The following is an 18,560-nucleotide window of genomic DNA, read 5'->3' on the forward strand; positions in this document are numbered from 1 at the left end:
CGGCATGACTCGGGTGCGCAGGCCCAAAGACCCCACGGAACTGTCGGCGGCCGAGTGGGTTCGTCAGCAATTGATCGAGGACATCGTCGCCGGCCGCTTACGGCCGGGCGAGAAGCTGTGCGAGGTGAAGATCGCCACCCGGCTGGGGTGTTCGCGTACCCCGGTGCGCGAGGCGTTCCGCCATCTCGGCGCATTGGGGCTGGCCAATTTCGAGAAGAATCGCGGTGGCAACGTGGTGCGGCTGGAGCGCGCCATGATGCTGGAGCTTTTCGAGGCCCTGGCCGAGGTCGCCGCCGCCTGTGCCGGGCTTGCCGCCGCCCGTCCCGCCATGGCCCGCCGGGGCCTGGCTGAGCGGGAGAGCCCGCCGGCCGCCATTCCGGCCGGCGCCGGCGGCGAGGACGACCTGTTCTCCGAGCTCTTCCGCCTGTGCAACAACCGCCTGCTGGCCGAGGCGGGGGCAGCCATCCGGTGCCGTCTGCTGCCCTATTGGCGGCTGCTGGGGGCGTCGGCCGACACTTGGCCGGCTCTGGGCTCGGCGCGGCAGGCCGAGGTGGTCCGGGCCGTCCTGGCCGGCGAGGCCCGGGCCGCGCGGCGCAGCGCCAGGGCCTTCGTCCTGGCGGCCGGCGATCTGGCCTGCCGCGGGCTGCCCCATGGCGTCCTGCCCTGATCGATTCGCTTTGCCCCTAAGGGGAAGGCCCCATTGCGTCGTTCCTTCGCCGTGACCATGTCTCTCGCTGAGATGGGCGCGGTGTGAAAGGTTTGCCGGGTGGCAAAGGTTGGGGCCGTTTCGGCCGACGCGGCGTTGCACAAGAGCGAGGAGCGCTTCCGGCGGGTGGTCGAAGCCGCTCCCAACGCCATGGTGATGGTCAACGCCGCCGGCTTGATCGAGATGGTCAACGCCCAGGCCGAGCGGGTGTTCGGCTATTCCCGCGAAGAGATGCTGGGCCGGTCGGTGGAGATGCTGGTGCCCGAGCGCTACCGGCATGACCATCCCGGCCTGCGCGCCACCTTCAATGCGGATCCCCACTCGCGCCCCATGGGGGCCGGGCGCGACCTCTACGCCCGGCGCAAGGACGGCAGCGAGTTTCCCGTGGAGATCGGCCTCAACCCCATCGACACCGAGGACGGCCCCATGGTGCTGTCGGCCATCGTCGACATCTCCGACCGCAAGCAGAAGGAGGAGAAGATCCGCGCCGCCCTGCGGGAGAAGGAGATCCTGCTGGGCGAGATCCACCACCGGGTCAAGAACAACCTGCAGATCATCGACAGCCTGCTGGACCTGCAACTGTCCAAGCTGGACGATCCCCTGGTCGCCGGCATGCTGCGCGACAGTCAGAGCCGGATCCGCTCCATGGTGCTGATCCATCAGACCCTGTACCAGTCCAAGGACTTCGCTCGCGTCGATTTTGCCGCCTTCCTCGATTCCCTGCTTCCCACCCTGGTGGCGTCCTACGGGCTGGATTCCAACCGCATCACGCTGACCCTCGAGGCCAGGGACGTGCAGCTTCCGCTCAGCACCGCCATACCCTGCGGGCTGATCGTCAACGAACTGGTGACCAACGTCTTCAAGCACGCCTTTCCCGACGGGCGGCGCGGCGGCGTCTGGGTTCGTCTGGCCAACGGAGAGGAAAACGCGGTCGAACTCGAGGTGGTCGACGACGGAATCGGCCTGCCGCCCGATCTCGACGCCAAGAATACCGCCACGCTCGGCTTGCAGCTTGTCTGTCTGCTTGCCGACCAATTGGGGGGGGAGATCCGGATCGGGGCGGCGTCGCCCACCCGGTTCGGGCTGCATTTTCCCATTCAACGCTGAGGGAAGGACCGGAGCCATGTCAGCGATAAGGATCATGGTGGTCGAGGACGAGCGGATCGTCGCCCTGCATCTGCGGCACCAACTGCTCAAGCTGGGCTACGACGTGGTGTTCATCGCGTCGTCGGGCGAGCAGGTGCTGCGGCAGATCGAGGGATTGCGGCCCGACGTGATCCTGATGGACATCCATATCGAGGGCGACCTGGACGGCATCGAGACGGTGGCGCGGCTGCCGGCCGAACTGCACATTCCGGTGATCTACCTGACCGCCTATTCCGAGGAAGCCATACTGACCCGGGCGCGGGCCACCAAGCCGTTCGGCTTCCTGTTGAAGCCGTTCTCCGAGCGTGAACTGCACGCCACCATCCAGATGGCCCTGGAGCGCCGCAACGTGGAGGAGGCCCTGCGCGACAGCGAGGAGCATCTGACCCTGGCGCTGGACGCCGCCGGCATGGGGGCCTGGGAAGTGGACGCCCAGTCGCGCCGCATCGTCCGTGCCGGCCATATCGAACGGGTGTTCGGCTGCGTCGGGCAAGGCTTCGGCGGCAGCCTGGACCGCTTTCTCGACCATGTGGTCGAGGATGACCGGGTGGTGCTGGCCCGGGCCTACGAGCGCCTGCTGAACGAGACCGCGCCGCTTCAGGTGGAATTCCGCGGCATCCGGCCGGACGGCACCGTGCGGTGGCTGCGCGCCCAGGGCAAGGCCATTCCGTCCCGGGCCGAGCGGCCCCAGCGCATCATCGGCGTCCTGCAGGACGTCAGCGACCACAAGGCGGCCGAGGACCGCCAGCGCCAGGCCCTGACCGTCTTCGAGGCGACCCGCGACGGCTTGCTGATCCTCGATCCCCTGCTGCGGGTGGTCACCGTCAATCCCGGCTATTGCGCCATCACCGGCTACGACGAGGCGGACCTGCTGGGGCGCCGTCCGCACATGCTGGAGGTGGGCGCGCAGCCCACCGACCTGCACGACGAGATCATGGAGGCCCTTAAGGAAGGCGGACGCTGGCGCGGCGAGATCGCCGCCAGGAACCGCGACGGCGGAATCTTGCCGCTGCTGATGAACATCGCCGCCGTGCGCAGCGAACACGACAGCGTCGTCCATTACGTGGCGGCCTTCACCGACCTGACGGCCATCCGCGCCGCCGAGGAGCGGCTGCAACACCTGGCCCATTACGATCCCCTGACCGACCTGCCCAACCGGCTGCTGGCCGGCGACCGGCTCGACCACGCCATGGAACGCGGCCGCCGCGACCGCAAGACCCTGGCCGTGCTGTTCGTGGACCTGGATTACTTCAAGCGCATCAACGACACCCTGGGCCACAGCGTCGGCGACGTGGTGCTGAAGACCGTGGCCCAGCGCATGCGGGGCGCGGTGCGCGCCGAGGACACCGTGGCCCGGCTGGGCGGCGACGAGTTCATGGTGATCCTGGAACAGGCGGAAAATCCCGACGATATCGCCGCCGTGGCCATGAAGATCCGGGCGGCGGTCAAGCAGCCCCTGATGGTCAACGGCCGCGAGCTGGCCACCTCGGCCAGCATCGGCATCAGCCTGTTCCCCGAGGACGGCCAGACCCGCGAGGCGCTGATCCAGGCGGCCGACACCGCCATGTACGCCGCCAAGGAAACCGGGCGGAACGGCTATGCCTTCTACACGCGGGAAATGACCGAGCGGGTGATCCAGGCGGTGGCTTCCGACAGCGACGTGCGCCGGGCGCTGGCCGCCGACGAGCTGGTGCTGTTCTACCAGCCGCAGATTTCCCTGGAATCGGGCGAGGTGGAAGGGGTCGAGGCCCTGATCCGCTGGAACCATCCCGAACAGGGGCTGCTGGGGCCGGCCCAGATCATCCCGCCCGCCGAGCGGGGCGGCTTCATCATCGATATCGGCGATTGGGTGGTGGCCGAGGCCTGCCGCCAGATCCGGAAATGGCAGGAGGCCGGGTTGCCGTCCTTCCGGGTGGCGGTCAACGCCTCGGCCCAGCAGATGCGCAACGGACGCCTGCTGCGCGCGGTGCAAGACGCCCTGGCCGAGACCGGAATCTCGCCCGACATGCTGGAGATCGAGATCACCGAGAGCATGCTGCAGAACGAGGACGAATGCATCGCCACCCTGCATGCCCTGAAGCAGCTGGGGGTGACGCTGGCCATCGACGATTTCGGCACCGGCTATTCCTGTCTCAGCTCGCTGAAAAGCCTGCCCATCCAGCGCCTGAAGATCGACCGCGCCTTCATCGAGGGAATCCCCGGGGACATCAATGACGTGGCCATCGCCGAGGCCATCGTCGCCATGGCCCACCGGCTGCGCCTGTCCGTGGTGGCCGAGGGGGTGGAGACCGAGGCCCACATGGAGTTTCTGCGCACCGTGGGCTGCGAGGGCGTGCAGGGCTTCTTCCACGCCCGTCCCATGCCCGCCGGCGAGGTGCCGGCCTTCATCATCGGCCGGTCGCCGCCGGGCTGAATTCCCTCTTCCCTTCCGGGGGGCGGCGGGGCCATCATCGCCGATCCAAAGGGGAAGACCATGAACCAATCGCATTCCGGCCCGCGCCTCGAAACAGGCATTTCAGATCGCGGTATGGGCGACAATTCCGGGCAGGCGGCGACCATCGCCATTCGCCTCAAGATGTTCAACAGCCTGTCGCCCTATGCCGGCGGCAGCGCGCCGCTGGCCATGCAGGTGCCGGCGGGAACGGTGATCGGCGATCTGGTCCGCCGCTTCGGCGTGCCCGCCGACAAGATCTTCCTGGTCCTGGTCAACGGCAAGGACGTCACCCGCCAGCTGGGCGCGCCGGTCAACCTGGACCGCGAACTGGACGACGGCGACGAGGTGGCCCTGTCCGGGCCGGTGCCCTATTCCTGGGGCTATGGCGCGCCCATCGTCTGATCACCCGCCGCCGCGCTGGAACGCCCGGTCCCAGGCGGCCAGGAAGGCGGCCCCGTCACCCTCGGCGAAGGCGAAGGTGATGCGCAGGCGGGGAAGGCTTACGACCGCCGAAAGAACCAGCGGTTCGATCTCGTCCACCGTGACGGTGACGCCGCCCTCGACCATCAGGGTGCGTTCGTCGGTCCAGTCATAGGCGCGGCCGCGCAGGGCCAGCGGCAGGTGGCGGCGCAATTCGTCCAGGGCCATGGAGGCGATTCGCTCGGTGCTCATCCCCCTCCGATCGGCGGCCAGATGCTCACCACGTCGCCCTCGGCCAGCCGGGTCGAGGCCCTGGCGTCGGGGGGCACGAAATTGCCGTTGAGCAACACCAGATGGCAGTCCTTCTCCGCCAGATCGAAGCGGGCGATCAGGGCGGCGATGTCCGATCCTTCGGGAACCTCCACCGGGGCGGCGTTGGCTGCCGAGCCGGGCGGAAGAAAGCGGCCCAGCAGGGCGAACAGCTTCAGCGTCACCTGCATGGCGGCCTTAAGCTCCGTGCTCACAGGCCACATAGGCCTCGGCCAGGCGCGACGGGTCGCGCTTCAGGCGCTCCAGCCAGGCCCCCAGCCGCACCTTGGTCTGGATCAGGCCGTGGATGATGCCGATCTCGCTGGTCATGCCCACCGTGTTGGCTCCGATCAGGCGGTCTGCGAAGAATTCCAGGCGAAGATAGCGGAAGCGCTCCTCGTCCACCATGCGCGCCTGCTCGCCGCCTTCGCGGCCCGACCATTGCCCGAACGAGCATGAAATCAGCCCCAGGGTCTCCAGCGTGTTCATGGCCAGCGAGCCGGGATAGGCGGTGGGCGTGCCGCCCATGTTCAGCGCCGCGACGCGGCCGTGCTCCACCGCCGTGGGCTGGATGGCGTGGACCTCGCGCAGGCCGGTGCAGCAGTTGAAGCCCTGGGCCACGTCGCCCGCTGCCCAGATATCGTCCACACTGGTGCGCAGATACTGGTCGACGACGATGCCGTCCTCCACCGCGATGCCCGAACCTTCGAGAAAGGCGGTGTTGGTCTTCACCCCGGTGCCGACGATGATCAGATCGGCCTCGGCGGTGCGTCCCGAATCCAGCGTCACACGCAACCCCGGCCCGGCTTGTTCGATGGCGGCGGGCCGCCCGGCGGTCAGCACCTCGACGCCCCTGGCCCGGCACCAGCGCATGATCATGGCGCCTGCGGTCTCGTCCATCATGGAGCGCACCATGCGCCCCGACGCGCCGCAGCTGACCGTGACCTTGGCGCCGCGCTGCACCAGGGATTGCAGGATGATGCACGACACGAAACCGGCGCCCAGCAGCAGCACCCGGCAGCCGGGCTTAAGGTGGGGGGCGATGCGGCGCAGATCCTCCAGCGTCCAGCAGGAATGGACGCCGGGCAGGTCCAGGCCGGGAATGCGCGGCCGGGCCGGCGACGAGCCGGTGGCGATCAAGAGGGCGTCATAGGCCAGCTCGCCCCCGCCGGCCAACCGCACCCGGCGCAGGGCGGGCTCGACACCGCTCACCCGGTCGTGGAGCGGGGTGATGCCCAGCGCCCGGTAATGGCCCGGCTCCTTGCGCAGCCAGGTGCCGGCCTCGTCGATCTTGCCGGCCATGGCGTAGGGAATGGCCATGCGGGCATAGGGCGGCCCGGGCTCGCCGCAGACCAGGGTGACGGAGCATTGGGAATCCTGGCGGCGCAGTGTCTCGGCGGCGACCACTCCGGCCGGGCCGCCTCCGACGACGACGTAGCGACGTTCCATGGCGGTTCCCCCCTCTGGTTCAACGATGCAGGGTCTGGACGAATCCGGTCATGAAGCGGGCCGGGTCGGCCAGCAGTTTCTCCTTCATGGCGCCCAGGCGGCGCTTGCTTTGGATCAGGCCGCGCAGCGCGCCCACATGGTCGGTGGTGCCCACCGCCTGGGCGCCGATCACCACGTCGCTGGTCCCGTCGAATTCCAGGCGGAGATAGCGGTAGCCCGCCTCGTCGGTCAGACGGGCGCAATCGCCGCCATTGCCCTGCCACGCCCCGAAGGAACAGGTGATCAGGCCCAGGGTGTCCAGCACGTTCATGTTGAGCGAGCCGTGATAGGTCTGGTCGAAGCCCGCCATGTTGTGGGCGGCGACGCGGCCATGGGCGGCCGCCGTGATCTGGATGGCGTGGACATGGGCCTCGCCGCTGATGAAGTCGCGGCCCTGGGCCACGTCGCCCGCCGCATAGACGTGGGCCAAGCTGGTGCGCATGTGGTCGTTGACCAGGATGCCCTTGTCCAGATCGATGCCCGAGCCCTCCAGCGCCTCGGTGTTGGAGCGCACGCCCGCCGAGACGACCACCAGATGGGCGGGCAGGCTGGTGCCGTCCGACAGTTCCACCACCAGGGCGTCGCGGGCCTCGGCCGCCGGGCTTTGCGCCTTGGCGATGCGGCGGATGGCGGTGCCGGTCAGCACCCGCACGCCCTTGGCCTCGCACCAGCGTTTCAGCATGCCGCCCGCCACCTCGTCCATCATGCGCGGCACCATGCGGTCGCCCATCTCGACCACGGTCAGGCTGACCTGACGCAGCGCCAGGGCTTCCAGCACGATGGTGCCGACGAAGCCGGCGCCCAGCAGCACCACGTGCGAGCCGGGCACCGCCAGGGCGGCGATGCGCCTTGCGTCGTCCAGGGTCCAGCAGGTGTGGATGCCGGGCAGGCCCAGACCGTCGATGGCGGGCCTGATCGGCCGGGCGCCGAGCGCCAGCAGCAGGCGGTCATAGGCCAGCGTCTCGCCGTTTTCCAGGACGATGTGCCTGGCCTTTGGCTCCAGGCCGGTCATCCGCCGGCCGGGCATCAGGGTGATGCCTAAGCGTTCGTAGTGGTTGGGGCCCTTGCGCAGGTACGTCCCCTCCTCGCCGACCTTGCCGGTCAGCAGATAGGGGATAGCCATGCGGGCATAGGGCGGTTCCGGCTCGTCGCCCACCAGGGTGATGGTGGCCCCAGGGTCCAGTTCGCGGATGGTTTCAGCCGCCGTGACCCCCGCGGGGCCGGCTCCGACGATGACGTGACGCACCGGTTCATTCCTCTTGACGGAAAGGGGGCGCGCTTTTAATGGCGCCCCCTTGTGCTTCAGGCCAGATGCAGGCGCTTCAAGGTTTCGGCGGTGGGCACGCCGTCGGGCGTCCAGCCGCGCAGCTGGTAGTATTCGGGCAGCATCTTGTCGAGCCCCGAGGCCAGCCCCTTGGCCGGGCCGGTCTTGGCCGCGTCCTTCAGCAGGCGCTTGGGCAGGGTGTCGTCGGCGGCCGTCATGCCGGCCGCCAGGTTGAACTGGCGCTCCAGCGTCCAGATGCGCTCGCCCACCTCGAGAAGGACCTCGGGCGTCCATTCGCCCTCGCAGGCGGCGTCGATCTGGGGCGCCAGGTTTTCCAGGCTCCAGGCGAAGGTGGTGAAGATGCAGATGCCCGACGCGTCGAAGGCCGCCGTGGCGTCCTGGAACGCCTTGACCAGGGCCGCCTTGCCGTCGGTGGCCAGGGGATCGGTCTTGAAGGGAATGCCCAGCACCTCGGACGCCACGGTGTAGGAGCGCAGGTGGCAGGCGCCGCGATTGGACGTGGCGTAGGTCAGCCCCATGCCCTGGATGCCGCGCGGGTCATAGGCGGGGAATTCCTGGCTCTTGACCGTCATGGACAGGTCCGGATGGCCGTATTTTGCGGTGAGGCGCCTTGAGCCCTGGCCCAGTTCCAGGCCGAAGCCCTCGCCCTTGCCGGTCAGCTCGGCGGTCTTGACCAGGGCCTCGGCGGAGCCGAATTTCAGCTCGATGCCGCCGGTCTGTTCCTTGGTCAATACGCCCATCTCATACAGCTCCATGGCCGCCGCCAGGGTCGAGCCGAAGGAGATGGGGTCGATGCCGTGCTCGTTGCACATGAAATTGGCGAAGGTGCAGGCCTCGATGTCATCCACGCCGCAGGCCGAGCCCAGCGCCCAGGCCGCCTCGTATTCCAGGCCGCCCGAGGGCTCCTTGTATTCGGGCCTGGACGCGATGGAGAAGTGGCCGGGATCCATGCGCGAGATGCGGCCGCAGGCGATGGTGCAGCCGAAGCAGGCGCCGTTGGTGGCCAGATTGGTCTTGCCGTCGGAGAGCCGCGGCTCGTGCATGGCCTCGGCCGAGATCTTGTGGGCGCCCTCGAACTGCACCTCGCGGGAATTGCGGGTCGGCATGGCGCCGATCTCGTTGATGACGTTCATCAGCACCTGGGTGCCGTATTTGGGCAGGCCCTGGCCGGTGACGGCGTTGTCGGCCAGCACCTTCTTCTGCTCGGTGGCGGCCTTGATGAAGCGGTCGGGGTCCTTGACGGTGACGCCCCTGGTGCCGCGCACCGCCACGGCCTTCAGGTTCTTGGAGCCCATCACCGCGCCCACGCCCGAGCGCCCGGCGGCGCGGTGCAGGTCGTTGACGATGCAGGCGTAGAGCACGCCCTTCTCGCCGGCGGCGCCGATGGAGGCGACGCGCAGCATGGGGTCCTGGTGCCGGGCCTTCAGGCCGTTCTCGGTCTCCCATACCGTCTTGCCCCAGAAATCCGAGGCATCGCGGATTTCAACGGTCTCGTTCTCGACCGAGAGGTAGACGGGCTTGGGCGACTTGCCTTCGACGATGATCATGTCCCAGCCGGCGTTCTTCAGCTCGTTGCCGAAGAAACCGCCGGAATTGGAACAGGCGATGCACCCCGTCAGCGGCCCCTTGGTGACCACGGAATAGCGTCCGCCGGTGGAGGCGGCGGTCCCGGTCAGCGGTCCGGTGGTGAAGATCAGCTTGTTGGCGGGCGACAGGGGATCGACCTTGGGGTCGACCTCCTCGGTGAAGTACTTGGTGGCCAGTCCGCGCTGGCCCAGGTACTGCCGCGTCCAGTCGCGGTTCAGCTCCTCGGTCTTGACGGTGCCCTTGGAAAGGTCGACGCGGAGAAACTTGCCGGTCCAGCTCATGTCTCGTTCCTCCCCGGTCAGGCGTGGGCGTGCGACTGGGTGTCGGTCTTCACCGCCCAGGCGCGCATTTTGTCGTAGCCGGTCTGCTCGGAATCCACATAGGTGATCGCCCCGGTGGGGCACGCCTTGGCGCAGGCGGGATCGCCGCCGCACAGGTCGCACTTGGCCACCTTGCCGCTATCGGCCACATAGTTGATGGTTCCGAAGGGGCACGCGATGGTGCAGACCTTGCAGCCCACGCAGGTGTTGTCGTTGACCACCTTGGCCTTGGTGGAGGCATCGATCCTGATGGCGTCCACCGGACAGGCCTGCAGGCACCAGGCCTGGGCGCATTGGGTGCAGGTATAGGGGACGAAGCGGGCCTCGGAATGGATGTCGAAGACGCGGATGCGCGACTTGGACGGATTGAAGCTTCGCTCCTTCTCGAACGAGCACGCCATCTCGCACTGGCGGCAGCCGGTGCATTTGGCCGGTTGAATGAGTAGCGACTTCTCCATCCGACGTCTCCCCTTCCGCAAAGGGCGCCCAGGCACGGGCGCGCGGTGGGACCAGTCAGGGGGGGGCCGTGAACGGTGGCTTGCGGCCCTTTGATCCTTCCCCTGATGCTCCCAGAATTTTCAACCCAAGATACTCTAGCACGGGGGGCTTCCTGTGGGTATAAAAGAAAGGCGTGATGCGGCCTAGCGCGCTTTTTACAAGCGGTTCAAGGCAAAAACACATAAATATGCATATTCGCGTCTTGCGGGTATATTGCTGATCCGGAAACGCAACCGGCCCGCCACCCTTGCGGGCGACGGGCCGGTCGGCAATGCCGTCCTGTGCCGGATCAGGCGGCGATCCGGGTCAGGGTTCCGTCCAGACGGTCCTGGGTGGCGGTGTCCAGGGCGAACTGGAAGCGGGTGACGTCGTTTTCCGCCCCGACGATGCGGGCCTTCACCGCGACGCCGTCGATGGTGATCTCCACCTGGGTCCCGATGGGCTGGGGCAGCATGGTTTCGATGCGGCAGCCGTCATGGGAGACGTCCACCATGGTGACGGTGGCGCGCGGCGCGCCGCCGACCTGCACCTGGATGGGGGTCCGGCAGGCGCGGCGCTGGCTGTGGCGGCGGTCGCCGGCGGTCTTGATGGCGGTGAGGAAGTCGCGCACCTCGGTGGCCAGCTGGTCCGACTGGCGCGACAGCTCGTCGGCGCTGCCCAGCAACTGGTGGGCGGCCCCGCCGGTGGTGGCGGCGCCCTCGTTGACCAGGGTGATGGAGGAGGTGACCTCGCGGGTGCCGCTGGAGGCCTGCTGGACGTTGCGGGCGATCTCGCCGGTGGCGGCGGTCTGCTCCTCCACCGCCGCGGCGATGGCCGAGGCGCTTTCGGTGATGCTGGAGATGGTGTGGCCGATGCCGCCGATGGCGGAAACCGCGTCCTTGGTCACCGCCTGTACCGAATTGATCTGGGCGACGATGTCGTCGGTGGCCTTGGCGGTCTGGTTGGCCAGGTTCTTGACCTCGTTGGCGACGACGGCGAAGCCCTTGCCGGCATCACCGGCCCGCGCCGCCTCGATGGTGGCGTTGAGCGCCAGCAGGTTGGTCTGCGACGCGATGTCGTTGATCAGGGTCACCACTTCGCCGATGCGGCTGGTGGCCTCGGACAGCGACAGCACGATGCCGTTGACCCGCTCGGCCTCCTCGGCGGCGCGGCGCGAGATTTCGGTCGACGAGGCGACCTGGCGGGCGATCTCCTGCTCGGAGGCCGCCAGTTCCTCGGCGGCGGCGGCCACGGTTTCCACATTGACCGAGGCCTGCTCGGCGGCGGCGGCCACCACGGTGGACTGGCGCGAGGTGTCCTCGGCCACCGTGGTCATGGACTGGGCGGAATCGCGCAGCTGATGGGCAGTGGCGGTGACGCTCTGCAGCACGGCGAAGACGCTGGTGTTGAAATCGGCGGTCAGGCGCTCGATGGCCTCCTGGCGGCGGTTGCGGGCGGTCTGTTCGGCGGCCTGGGCGGCCTCCAGGCGCTGGCGGGCCAGGCCGTTCTCCTTGAAGATTTCCAGCGCCCGGATCATCTCGCCGATTTCATCCTGGCGGCCGTTGGTGGGGATTTCCACAGCCAGATTGCCGTCGGCCAGCTCGCGCATGGTCGAGATGCTGCGCTTGAGCGGCAGAGCCAGACTGCGGCGGGCGATGGTCCAGCTGACCAGGATGGTCAGCAGGCCGACCAGGATGGTGGCGACCACCATGGAGAGCAGGGTGCGGTTGGCGGCGGTCAGGAACTCGGCCTTCTTGATGCCGACGTAGAGCACGCCGATGACGTTGCCGCCGGCATCGAGGATGGGGTCGTAGGCGGTCATGTAGGGCTCGCCCAGGATTTCCACCTCGCCACGGAAGGGAGTCTTCTTGTTGAACACCGAATCATAGGCGGCGGTCTTGGCCAGCTGGGTGCCGACCGCGCGGCCGCCGTCGGGCTTGATCACGTTGGTGGTGACGCGGGTGTCGCCCATGAACACCGTGGCGGTGCCGCCGACCAGCGCCTTGACCTTGTCGACGACCTCGAAATTGCCGTTGAGGACGTGATCGCCCGCCAGCATCTTGCCGTCGGCGATGGAGAAGGTGGCGCCCTTGGCCTTCAGCGCGTCCCAGGCCACCTTCATGTTGGTGTCGACCCGCTCACGCGCCGCGTCGGCGGCGCTGGCGTGCAGCAATGTCCGGCTCAGCAGGGTGACGCTTACGCCCAGCAGCAGGACACCGGACACGGCCAGGGTCATGATGCGCGGGACGATGCCCATGGTAGCGATGCGGCGGCGGAGCGAAACAAGCATGATTCCTACACCTTAGGTATTGTTCGTAATAATGCTTAGGAGTAGCACGTTGCTGCATCGCAAAACCACCCCGCAAATTGTCAGGGCGCATAGCGAAATGTAGCATGGCGGTGAGAAAAAGGGCCTGTGCCGGAGCACAGGCCCTTTGTCGTCCATAGTGGATGCGGTCGTATTATTGCGCCGCTTCCGGCTTGGCGTCGCTGTGGCTGTGGGCCGGCTGCTCCGGACCGTCCGAGGGCATGACGCTGATCAGCGAGGCCACCAGGGCGGCCAGGAACGGCATGGCCTGCACCACCAGGGTAAGCGACCAGATGCGCACGTCCGGATCGGTGAAGTTGTTCCTGGGGATCAGCACGGCGACGGCGGCGACGTAGTGCAGCAGGGCCAGGATCGCCTCGGACGACGCCATCAGGAAGCCCTGGGTGAAGGCCGCCTTGTTGGCCATCTTGGGCGTGCGCATGAAGGGCGTCGACTTGGTGAAGATGCCCTGCCACATGGCCCAGGCGATGGAATAGGTCAGTCCCATGCCGGCGATGGCGGCCAGGCCGCGGCGCTTGAAACCGCAATTCACCCGGGTGCTGTAGAGGAAGAAATGGTGGAAGATCTTCGCCACGAACACGCCCACCGTGGGCAGGGTGAAGAAGGGCAGTGGCGTCGAGAAATAGCGCGGCGCCACGATCATGCCCAGCGACCAGGCCAGCGAGGCGGCGGCGAACAGCAGGTAGAAGGCGTCGGCGAACCACGGCAGCCAGCCCGCCACGAAATGGTACTTCTGGCCGGTGGTCAGCCCCGTCTTCTTGAAGGGGATCAGCGAGCGCCAGTGGGCTTTCAGGATCTGCACCGCGCCATAGGCCCAGCGGAAGCGCTGCTTCTTGTAGGCCATGAAGGAATCCGGCACCAGGCCGTGGCCCAGGCGGTCCTGGACGTAGACCGACTGGTAGCCGGCCTTCATCATGCGAAGGCCCAGCTCGGCGTCCTCGACGATGCACCACTCGCCCCAGCGCCCGGCATCCTCCAGCGTCTTCTTGCGCACCAGGGTCATGGTGCCGTGCTGGATGATGGCGTCGGCCTCGTTTCTGAACACCATGCCGATGTCGAAGAAGCCGGCATATTCCCAGTTGATCATCTCCTTGAACAGGTCGTGTTCCCATTCGCGGTGATCCTGGGGCGCCTGGACGTGGCCGACCTTGGGGTCCTCGAAATAAGGGACCAGACCGCGCAGCCAGTTCTTGTCGACGATGTAGTCGGAATCCACCACGCCGATGATCTCGGCCTCGGGGTCGGTGACGGTGAGGCCGAAGTTCAGCGCGCCGGCCTTGGCGCCGGGCCAGGGGGCCAGATGGTAAAACTTCACCTTCTCGCCCAGGGACTTGCAGTACTCCTCGACGGGGCGCCAGACCTCCTCCTTCTTGGTGTTGTTGTCCAACACGATGATTTCGAAGTTGGGGTAGTCGAGCGCCATCAGGCTGTCGATGGTCAGCTTCACCATGGCCGGCGGCTCGTTGTAGCACGGCAGGTGGATGGAGACCTTGGGGAAGCGCTTGATGTGGTCGGGCGGCAGCGCCGTGAAGCGGCGCTTGAACTTGCTGGCCCAGGTGAGTTCGGTCACCTCGATGCCGGCGATCAGCACCACGATCAGCAGCAATAGCTGGGCCGGCAGCATCAGTCCCAGCATCAGCCCGGTGCCGGGCGACACGTCGCGGATGACCGGGGTGGACATGGTCCAGATCAAAAGGGTGGAGGCGAACTGCACCAGCAGCGCGAAGAAGATCTTGCCCGGCAGGCGCAGGCTTTTCCACTTACCCAGGAACCACACCACCGGCAAAAGCGCGATCAGGGTCGCGGTGATGGCCTGGACCGGCCATTCCTCGAACTCCAGCACCGGATTGATCCAGCTGAACTTGGGCTTCCTGTCGACGGTGTAGATGCCCCAGTGCTTTTCCGACGCGGTGTTGTCCAGGTTCACCTTCCAGGGCTGGTCGAAGGCCTCGACGATGTTGTAGTCGAGCTTCTCCTCGTGCGCCCAGTTGACGAAGTTCCGGAGGAACATGGCCTGGTTGATCAGCGACGGCTCGGAAACGCCGTAATTGCGTCCCGCCGACGGCCAGCCGACTTCGCCGATGAAGATGGGCTTGTCGGGATACTGGGCCTTCACGTCCCGGACCATGCGCTTGGTGAAGTCCAGCGCGTTTTCGATGCGGACGCCGCCGGGCTCCCAGAAGGGCAGGGTGTGGATGGTGATGAAGTCCACCTCGCGGGCCAGCTCGGGATAGTCCAGCCAGATGGCCCAGGCCTCGGCGGTGCTGATCTTCACCCGGTCGGGCAGCAGGGCGCGGGCGCGGCGCAGGTAGCGGATCATCTGATCCGGGGTCAGGCGGTGCAGCGTCAGGTTTTCGTTGCCGATGATCACCCGGTCGACGTTGGGATTGTCGCGCGCGATGCGGACGATGTTGGCCAGTTCCACCTCGTTGCGGCCCAGGCGCTCGTCCAGCCAGGCGCCGGGCAGGGCCTTCAGGCCGTACTTGGCGGCCAGCTCGGGCACCTGGTCCAGGCCTTCCAGGGTGGAGTAGGTGCGCACCTGATGGACCTTGCCGGCCAGCATGGCCAGGTCCTCGTCCATCTCGGCCCGCGTGGGCAGCAGCCACTCGTCCATGTAGGGCAGCTTGCGCACGATGGTGGGATCATCGTCGGCGCGTCCCGGGCTGAACGAGACGGAATTGAGGGTGCCGGACCAGGGCAGGCCGCTTTGGGGGCGATTCATCATCGCCCAGAAGCCGAGATTGCCCAGCACGATCAGGAGCAGAACCACGAAGCCGGAAAGACGCATGATGCGCGAGATACCCGTATCGAGTTGCAGGGGCGGCCTTCCGTCCGGGCCCCGGTTCCGTCCTCACGGCGCAACCCTTCGCCCACGCGGGAGCGTCGGAATGGGAGCGGGCGAGGTGGAGCGGTGGCGGCGGATGCCGTTTGAATCCCTTGAATACCATCTGGATTATTAGCCCAGAGGTCGTCCTCTGTCCATGGGGGTGACGGAGGCGAAAAACTCAAGCGTGCAATGCATTGCGGCCATGCCGCGCCCCGGTCGGGGGCGGCATGGCCGGGCATGGGTCAGGCGCGGCCGAAGACGCGCTTGAAAATGGTGTCCACATGCTTGGTGTGGTAGCCGAGATCGAACAGCTCTTCCAGGGTACGCGCCGGGATCTTGGCGGCCACTTCCGCATCTGCCTTGAGCAGGTCGAGGAAGTTGGCGGATTCGAGCCAGACCTTCATGGCGTTCCTTTGCACCGCCTTGTAGGAATCCTCGCGGCTCATGCCCGCCTGGGTCAGCGCCAGCAGGACGCGCTGCGAGAACACCAGACCGCCCAGCTGGTTGAGGTTCTTGGCGACGGCGTCGGGATAGATCACCAGCTTTTCCACCACGCCGGCCAGCCGGTTCAGGGCGAAATCCAGGGTGATTGTGGCGTCGGGGCCGATCATGCGCTCCACCGAGGAGTGGGAGATGTCGCGTTCGTGCCACAGCGCCACGTTCTCCATGGCCGGGATCACCATGCCGCGCACGATGCGGGCCAGACCCGTCAGGTTCTCGGTCAGCACGGGGTTGCGCTTGTGCGGCATGGCCGAGCTGCCCTTCTGGCCGGGGGAGAAATACTCCTCGGCCTCGCGCACCTCGGTGCGCTGCAGGTGGCGGATCTCGATGGCCAGATGCTCCACCGAACTGGCGATGACGCCCAGCGTGGCGAAGAACTGGGCGTGGCGGTCACGCGGGATCACCTGGGTGGAGACCGGCTCGGGCTTCAGGCCCAGCTTGGCCGCCACATGCTCCTCGACCCGGGGGTCGATGTTGGCGAAGGTGCCCACCGCGCCCGAGATGGCGCAGGTGGCGATGTCTTCGCGCGCCGACTTGAGGCGGCGGCGGTTCCTCTGGAACTCGGCGTGGAAGGTGGCGAATTTCAGGCCCATGGTCACCGGCTCGGCATGGATGCCGTGGGAGCGGCCCATGCACACCACGTCCTTCAGCTCGAAGGCCCGCTTCTCCAGCGCCGCCAGCACCCGGTCGAGATCGGCCAGCAGAATATCGGCGGCCTGGGTTAGCTGCACGTTGAGGCAGGTGTCCAGCACGTCCGACGAGGTCATGCCCTGGTGGACGAAGCGGGATTCGGGGCCGATATGCTCGGCCAGCTCGGTCAGGAAGGCGATGACGTCATGCTTGGTCTCGGCCTCGATCTCGTCGATACGGGCCGAGCGGGCAGGGGTGTAGGGAATATCGCCCTTTTCCCAGATGGTCTTGGCGGAGGCCTTGGGGATCACCCCGATCTCGGCCAGGGCATCGCAGGCGTGGGCCTCGATCTCGAACCAGATGCGGAAGCGGTTTTCCGGCTCCCAGATCTTGGTCATTTCGGCGCGGGAATAGCGGGGGATCATGGCAGCCTAGCCTCCTCGAGCAAGCAAGGAGGGGGAAATAGCACGAAGAGGGCCGGGATTAAAGGCCGCGGATGCGCCCGTAATGGACGAAATCGGTCCAGGTGCGCTCCAGACGCTGCATGGTCTCCAGCGTGGTGTCCAGCTGGGCCGCCGTCTTGTCGTCGCCGCCCAGCACGCCGGACAGGTCGTCCTGCAGCTTGCGGATGGAATTGCACAGGCTGAGACCCTTGTCGGTCAGCTTCAGACGAACCGAGCGGCGGTCGTGGGTGGAGCGTTCCTGCATCAAGTAACCGCACTCGGTCAGCGCCTTGATGTTGTAGGAAACATTGGAACCCTGATAGTAACCGCGATCCTTGAGATCACGGATCACGACTTCGTTCTCGCCGATATTGTAGAGCAGCAAGGCCTGGACGGCGTTGATGTCTTCGATGCCCAGACGACGCAACTCCGTGCGCAAGACATCCAGGAAATGTCTGTGCAGGCGCTCGATCAAGCGAATTATGTCGAAGTATGGCTGGCTCACGGGGGCGGAGTATAGGGGCATTCCTTTGGATCGACAACTGCCTATTACAGGCCGATGGTTGCGGTCGGCCCGCAAGCGCGGGTATTGTCCCTTGCGGATTTTGCGAAAGGATCGAGCGGTGAGCGCCAGGCCCAAAATCGTGGTGGTGTTCAACCAGAAGGGCGGCATCGGCAAGACCACCACCAGCGTCAATCTGGCGGTCTGCCTGGCCGAACTGGGGCGCAAGGTCATCCTGATCGACCTGGACGCCCAATCCAACGCCTCGACCAGCGTCGGGCTGACCTCGCCGGCGGCCACCGGCGCCTACCAGCTGCTGCGCGGCGAGGTGGACGTGGCCCACGCCTCTCGCCCCACCCCTTATCCCAACCTGCGCCTCGTCGCCGGTTCCGACGACCTGTCGTGGGCCGACGTGGAGATCGCCGTCAAGCCCGAACCGCAATACGTGCTGGAGCGCGCCCTGGAAACCACGCCTTCCGACGTGGACGTGGTGGTGGTCGATTGCCCGCCCGCCTTCGGCATCCTGTCGGTCAACGCGGCGGTGGCTGCCGACGCGGTGATCCTGCCGGTGGTGCCGGCGCCGCTGGCGCTCGACGGCCTGCACAAGGCGTGGTGGAACATCCAGCGGGTGCGCACCCATTTCAACCGTGAACTGGACACCATGGGCATCCTGTTCACCATGACCGAGGACAGCGACGTCATGCACCGCATCACCGATGCGGTGGTCGCCTCGTTCGGCGGCCGGGTGCTTCCCGTCAGGGTGCCGCGCGACATGAAGGTGGTGGAAGCGGCGGCCCGCGACCTGCCGCTGGTCATCCTGGAGCCCGAAAGCCCGGCGGCCAGGGCCTATGTCCATTTGGCCGATTTCGTCGACGCCCACATGCTGGAGCCGCGCCCGCCTGCCGCCGCGCGACCGGCGGCCGGGATGCGGTCGGACGGGGAGGAGGACGAGGAGTTGCCCCCCGTGCGTCCATCGCCGCCGCTCGAACCCGGGCCGCAGCCTGGTCCCAACTGGGACCAGCAACTGGACGAGAGCGTCGATCTTCTGCCCGAGGTTTCCAATCTGCGCTGGAAGATCGGCGTCGGGATCATGGCGATCCTGCTGGGCTTCTGCCTGGGCTACGCCTTCGGCCGCTGGATGTATTTCGTCCCTTGA

Annotated in this window: 15 protein-coding genes; 5 read left to right on the forward strand and 10 right to left on the reverse strand. The window is 67.0% G+C overall.

The features are described from left to right. Positions 1-4: 4 nt before the first annotated feature. The 4 genes from XM1_RS10180 to XM1_RS10195 all read left to right on the forward strand — a co-directional run bounded on the left by XM1_RS10180 (position 5) and on the right by XM1_RS10195 (position 4,688). Positions 5-667: a GntR family transcriptional regulator gene (locus XM1_RS10180; RefSeq protein ID WP_068433196.1), complete on the forward strand. Its 663-nt coding sequence runs from the start codon at positions 5-7 to the stop codon at positions 665-667. A 99-nt stretch (positions 668-766) separates the two neighbouring features. Further along, positions 767-1,813: a sensor histidine kinase gene (locus XM1_RS10185; protein ID WP_068433198.1), complete on the forward strand. Its 1,047-nt coding sequence runs from the start codon at positions 767-769 to the stop codon at positions 1,811-1,813. A gap of 16 nt (positions 1,814-1,829) precedes the next feature. Further along, positions 1,830-4,265, forward strand: coding sequence for an EAL domain-containing protein (locus XM1_RS10190; protein ID WP_068433200.1), 2,436 nt, complete (start codon positions 1,830-1,832; stop codon positions 4,263-4,265). A gap of 60 nt (positions 4,266-4,325) precedes the next feature. Then, positions 4,326-4,688: a MoaD/ThiS family protein gene (locus XM1_RS10195; RefSeq protein ID WP_156428690.1), complete on the forward strand. Its 363-nt coding sequence runs from the start codon at positions 4,326-4,328 to the stop codon at positions 4,686-4,688. Here XM1_RS10195 and XM1_RS10200 read toward each other — a convergent pair whose 3' ends face one another. From XM1_RS10200 to XM1_RS10245, 10 genes are all read right to left on the reverse strand, one after another. After that, the gene (locus tag XM1_RS10200; RefSeq protein ID WP_068433204.1) at positions 4,689-4,958 is read right to left on the reverse strand and encodes a hypothetical protein; all 270 of its coding nucleotides are present in this window, start codon (positions 4,956-4,958) and stop codon (positions 4,689-4,691) included. Continuing rightward, positions 4,955-5,230, reverse strand: a complete 276-nt coding sequence (locus XM1_RS10205) for a sulfur carrier protein ThiS (protein ID WP_197603111.1) — start codon at positions 5,228-5,230, stop codon at positions 4,955-4,957. The genes XM1_RS10200 and XM1_RS10205 overlap by 4 nt, the downstream gene beginning before the upstream one ends. Further along, a complete protein-coding gene (locus XM1_RS10210) occupies positions 5,214-6,464 on the reverse strand; it encodes an NAD(P)/FAD-dependent oxidoreductase (RefSeq protein ID WP_068433207.1) in 1,251 nt (416 codons plus the stop codon). The genes XM1_RS10205 and XM1_RS10210 overlap by 17 nt, the downstream gene beginning before the upstream one ends. 19 nt (positions 6,465-6,483) lie before the next feature. Beyond that, positions 6,484-7,749, reverse strand: a complete 1,266-nt coding sequence (locus XM1_RS10215) for an NAD(P)/FAD-dependent oxidoreductase (RefSeq protein ID WP_068433208.1) — start codon at positions 7,747-7,749, stop codon at positions 6,484-6,486. Between the two features lie 56 nt (positions 7,750-7,805). Then, positions 7,806-9,656 (reverse strand): aldehyde ferredoxin oxidoreductase family protein, encoded by a 1,851-nt coding sequence (locus tag XM1_RS10220; protein ID WP_068433209.1) that lies wholly within the window; start codon positions 9,654-9,656, stop codon positions 7,806-7,808. Positions 9,657-9,673: 17 nt separating this feature from the next. Then, positions 9,674-10,153: a 4Fe-4S dicluster domain-containing protein gene (locus XM1_RS10225; RefSeq protein WP_068433210.1), complete on the reverse strand. Its 480-nt coding sequence runs from the start codon at positions 10,151-10,153 to the stop codon at positions 9,674-9,676. Between the two features lie 329 nt (positions 10,154-10,482). Further along, positions 10,483-12,462 carry a methyl-accepting chemotaxis protein gene (locus tag XM1_RS10230; RefSeq protein WP_068433211.1) on the reverse strand — a complete coding sequence of 660 codons (1,980 nt, stop codon included), beginning with the start codon at positions 12,460-12,462 and terminating at the stop codon, positions 10,483-10,485. 172 nt (positions 12,463-12,634) lie between these two features. After that, positions 12,635-15,289, reverse strand: coding sequence for a glycosyltransferase (locus XM1_RS10235; protein WP_068433212.1), 2,655 nt, complete (start codon positions 15,287-15,289; stop codon positions 12,635-12,637). Between the two features lie 281 nt (positions 15,290-15,570). Beyond that, positions 15,571-16,884: an adenylosuccinate lyase gene (gene purB, locus XM1_RS10240; protein ID WP_068433216.1), complete on the reverse strand. Its 1,314-nt coding sequence runs from the start codon at positions 16,882-16,884 to the stop codon at positions 15,571-15,573. Between the two features lie 58 nt (positions 16,885-16,942). Continuing rightward, complete coding sequence (locus XM1_RS10245) at positions 16,943-17,428, reverse strand: MarR family winged helix-turn-helix transcriptional regulator (protein WP_068433222.1); 486 nt, start codon at positions 17,426-17,428, stop codon at positions 16,943-16,945. A gap of 97 nt (positions 17,429-17,525) precedes the next feature. Between XM1_RS10245 and XM1_RS10250 the strand changes: the two genes are divergently transcribed. Beyond that, positions 17,526-18,560, forward strand: coding sequence for a ParA family protein (locus XM1_RS10250; RefSeq protein WP_068433224.1), 1,035 nt, complete (start codon positions 17,526-17,528; stop codon positions 18,558-18,560).

This window comes from Magnetospirillum sp. XM-1, assembly GCF_001511835.1.
Classification (GTDB): Bacteria; Pseudomonadota; Alphaproteobacteria; order Rhodospirillales; family Magnetospirillaceae; genus Phaeospirillum.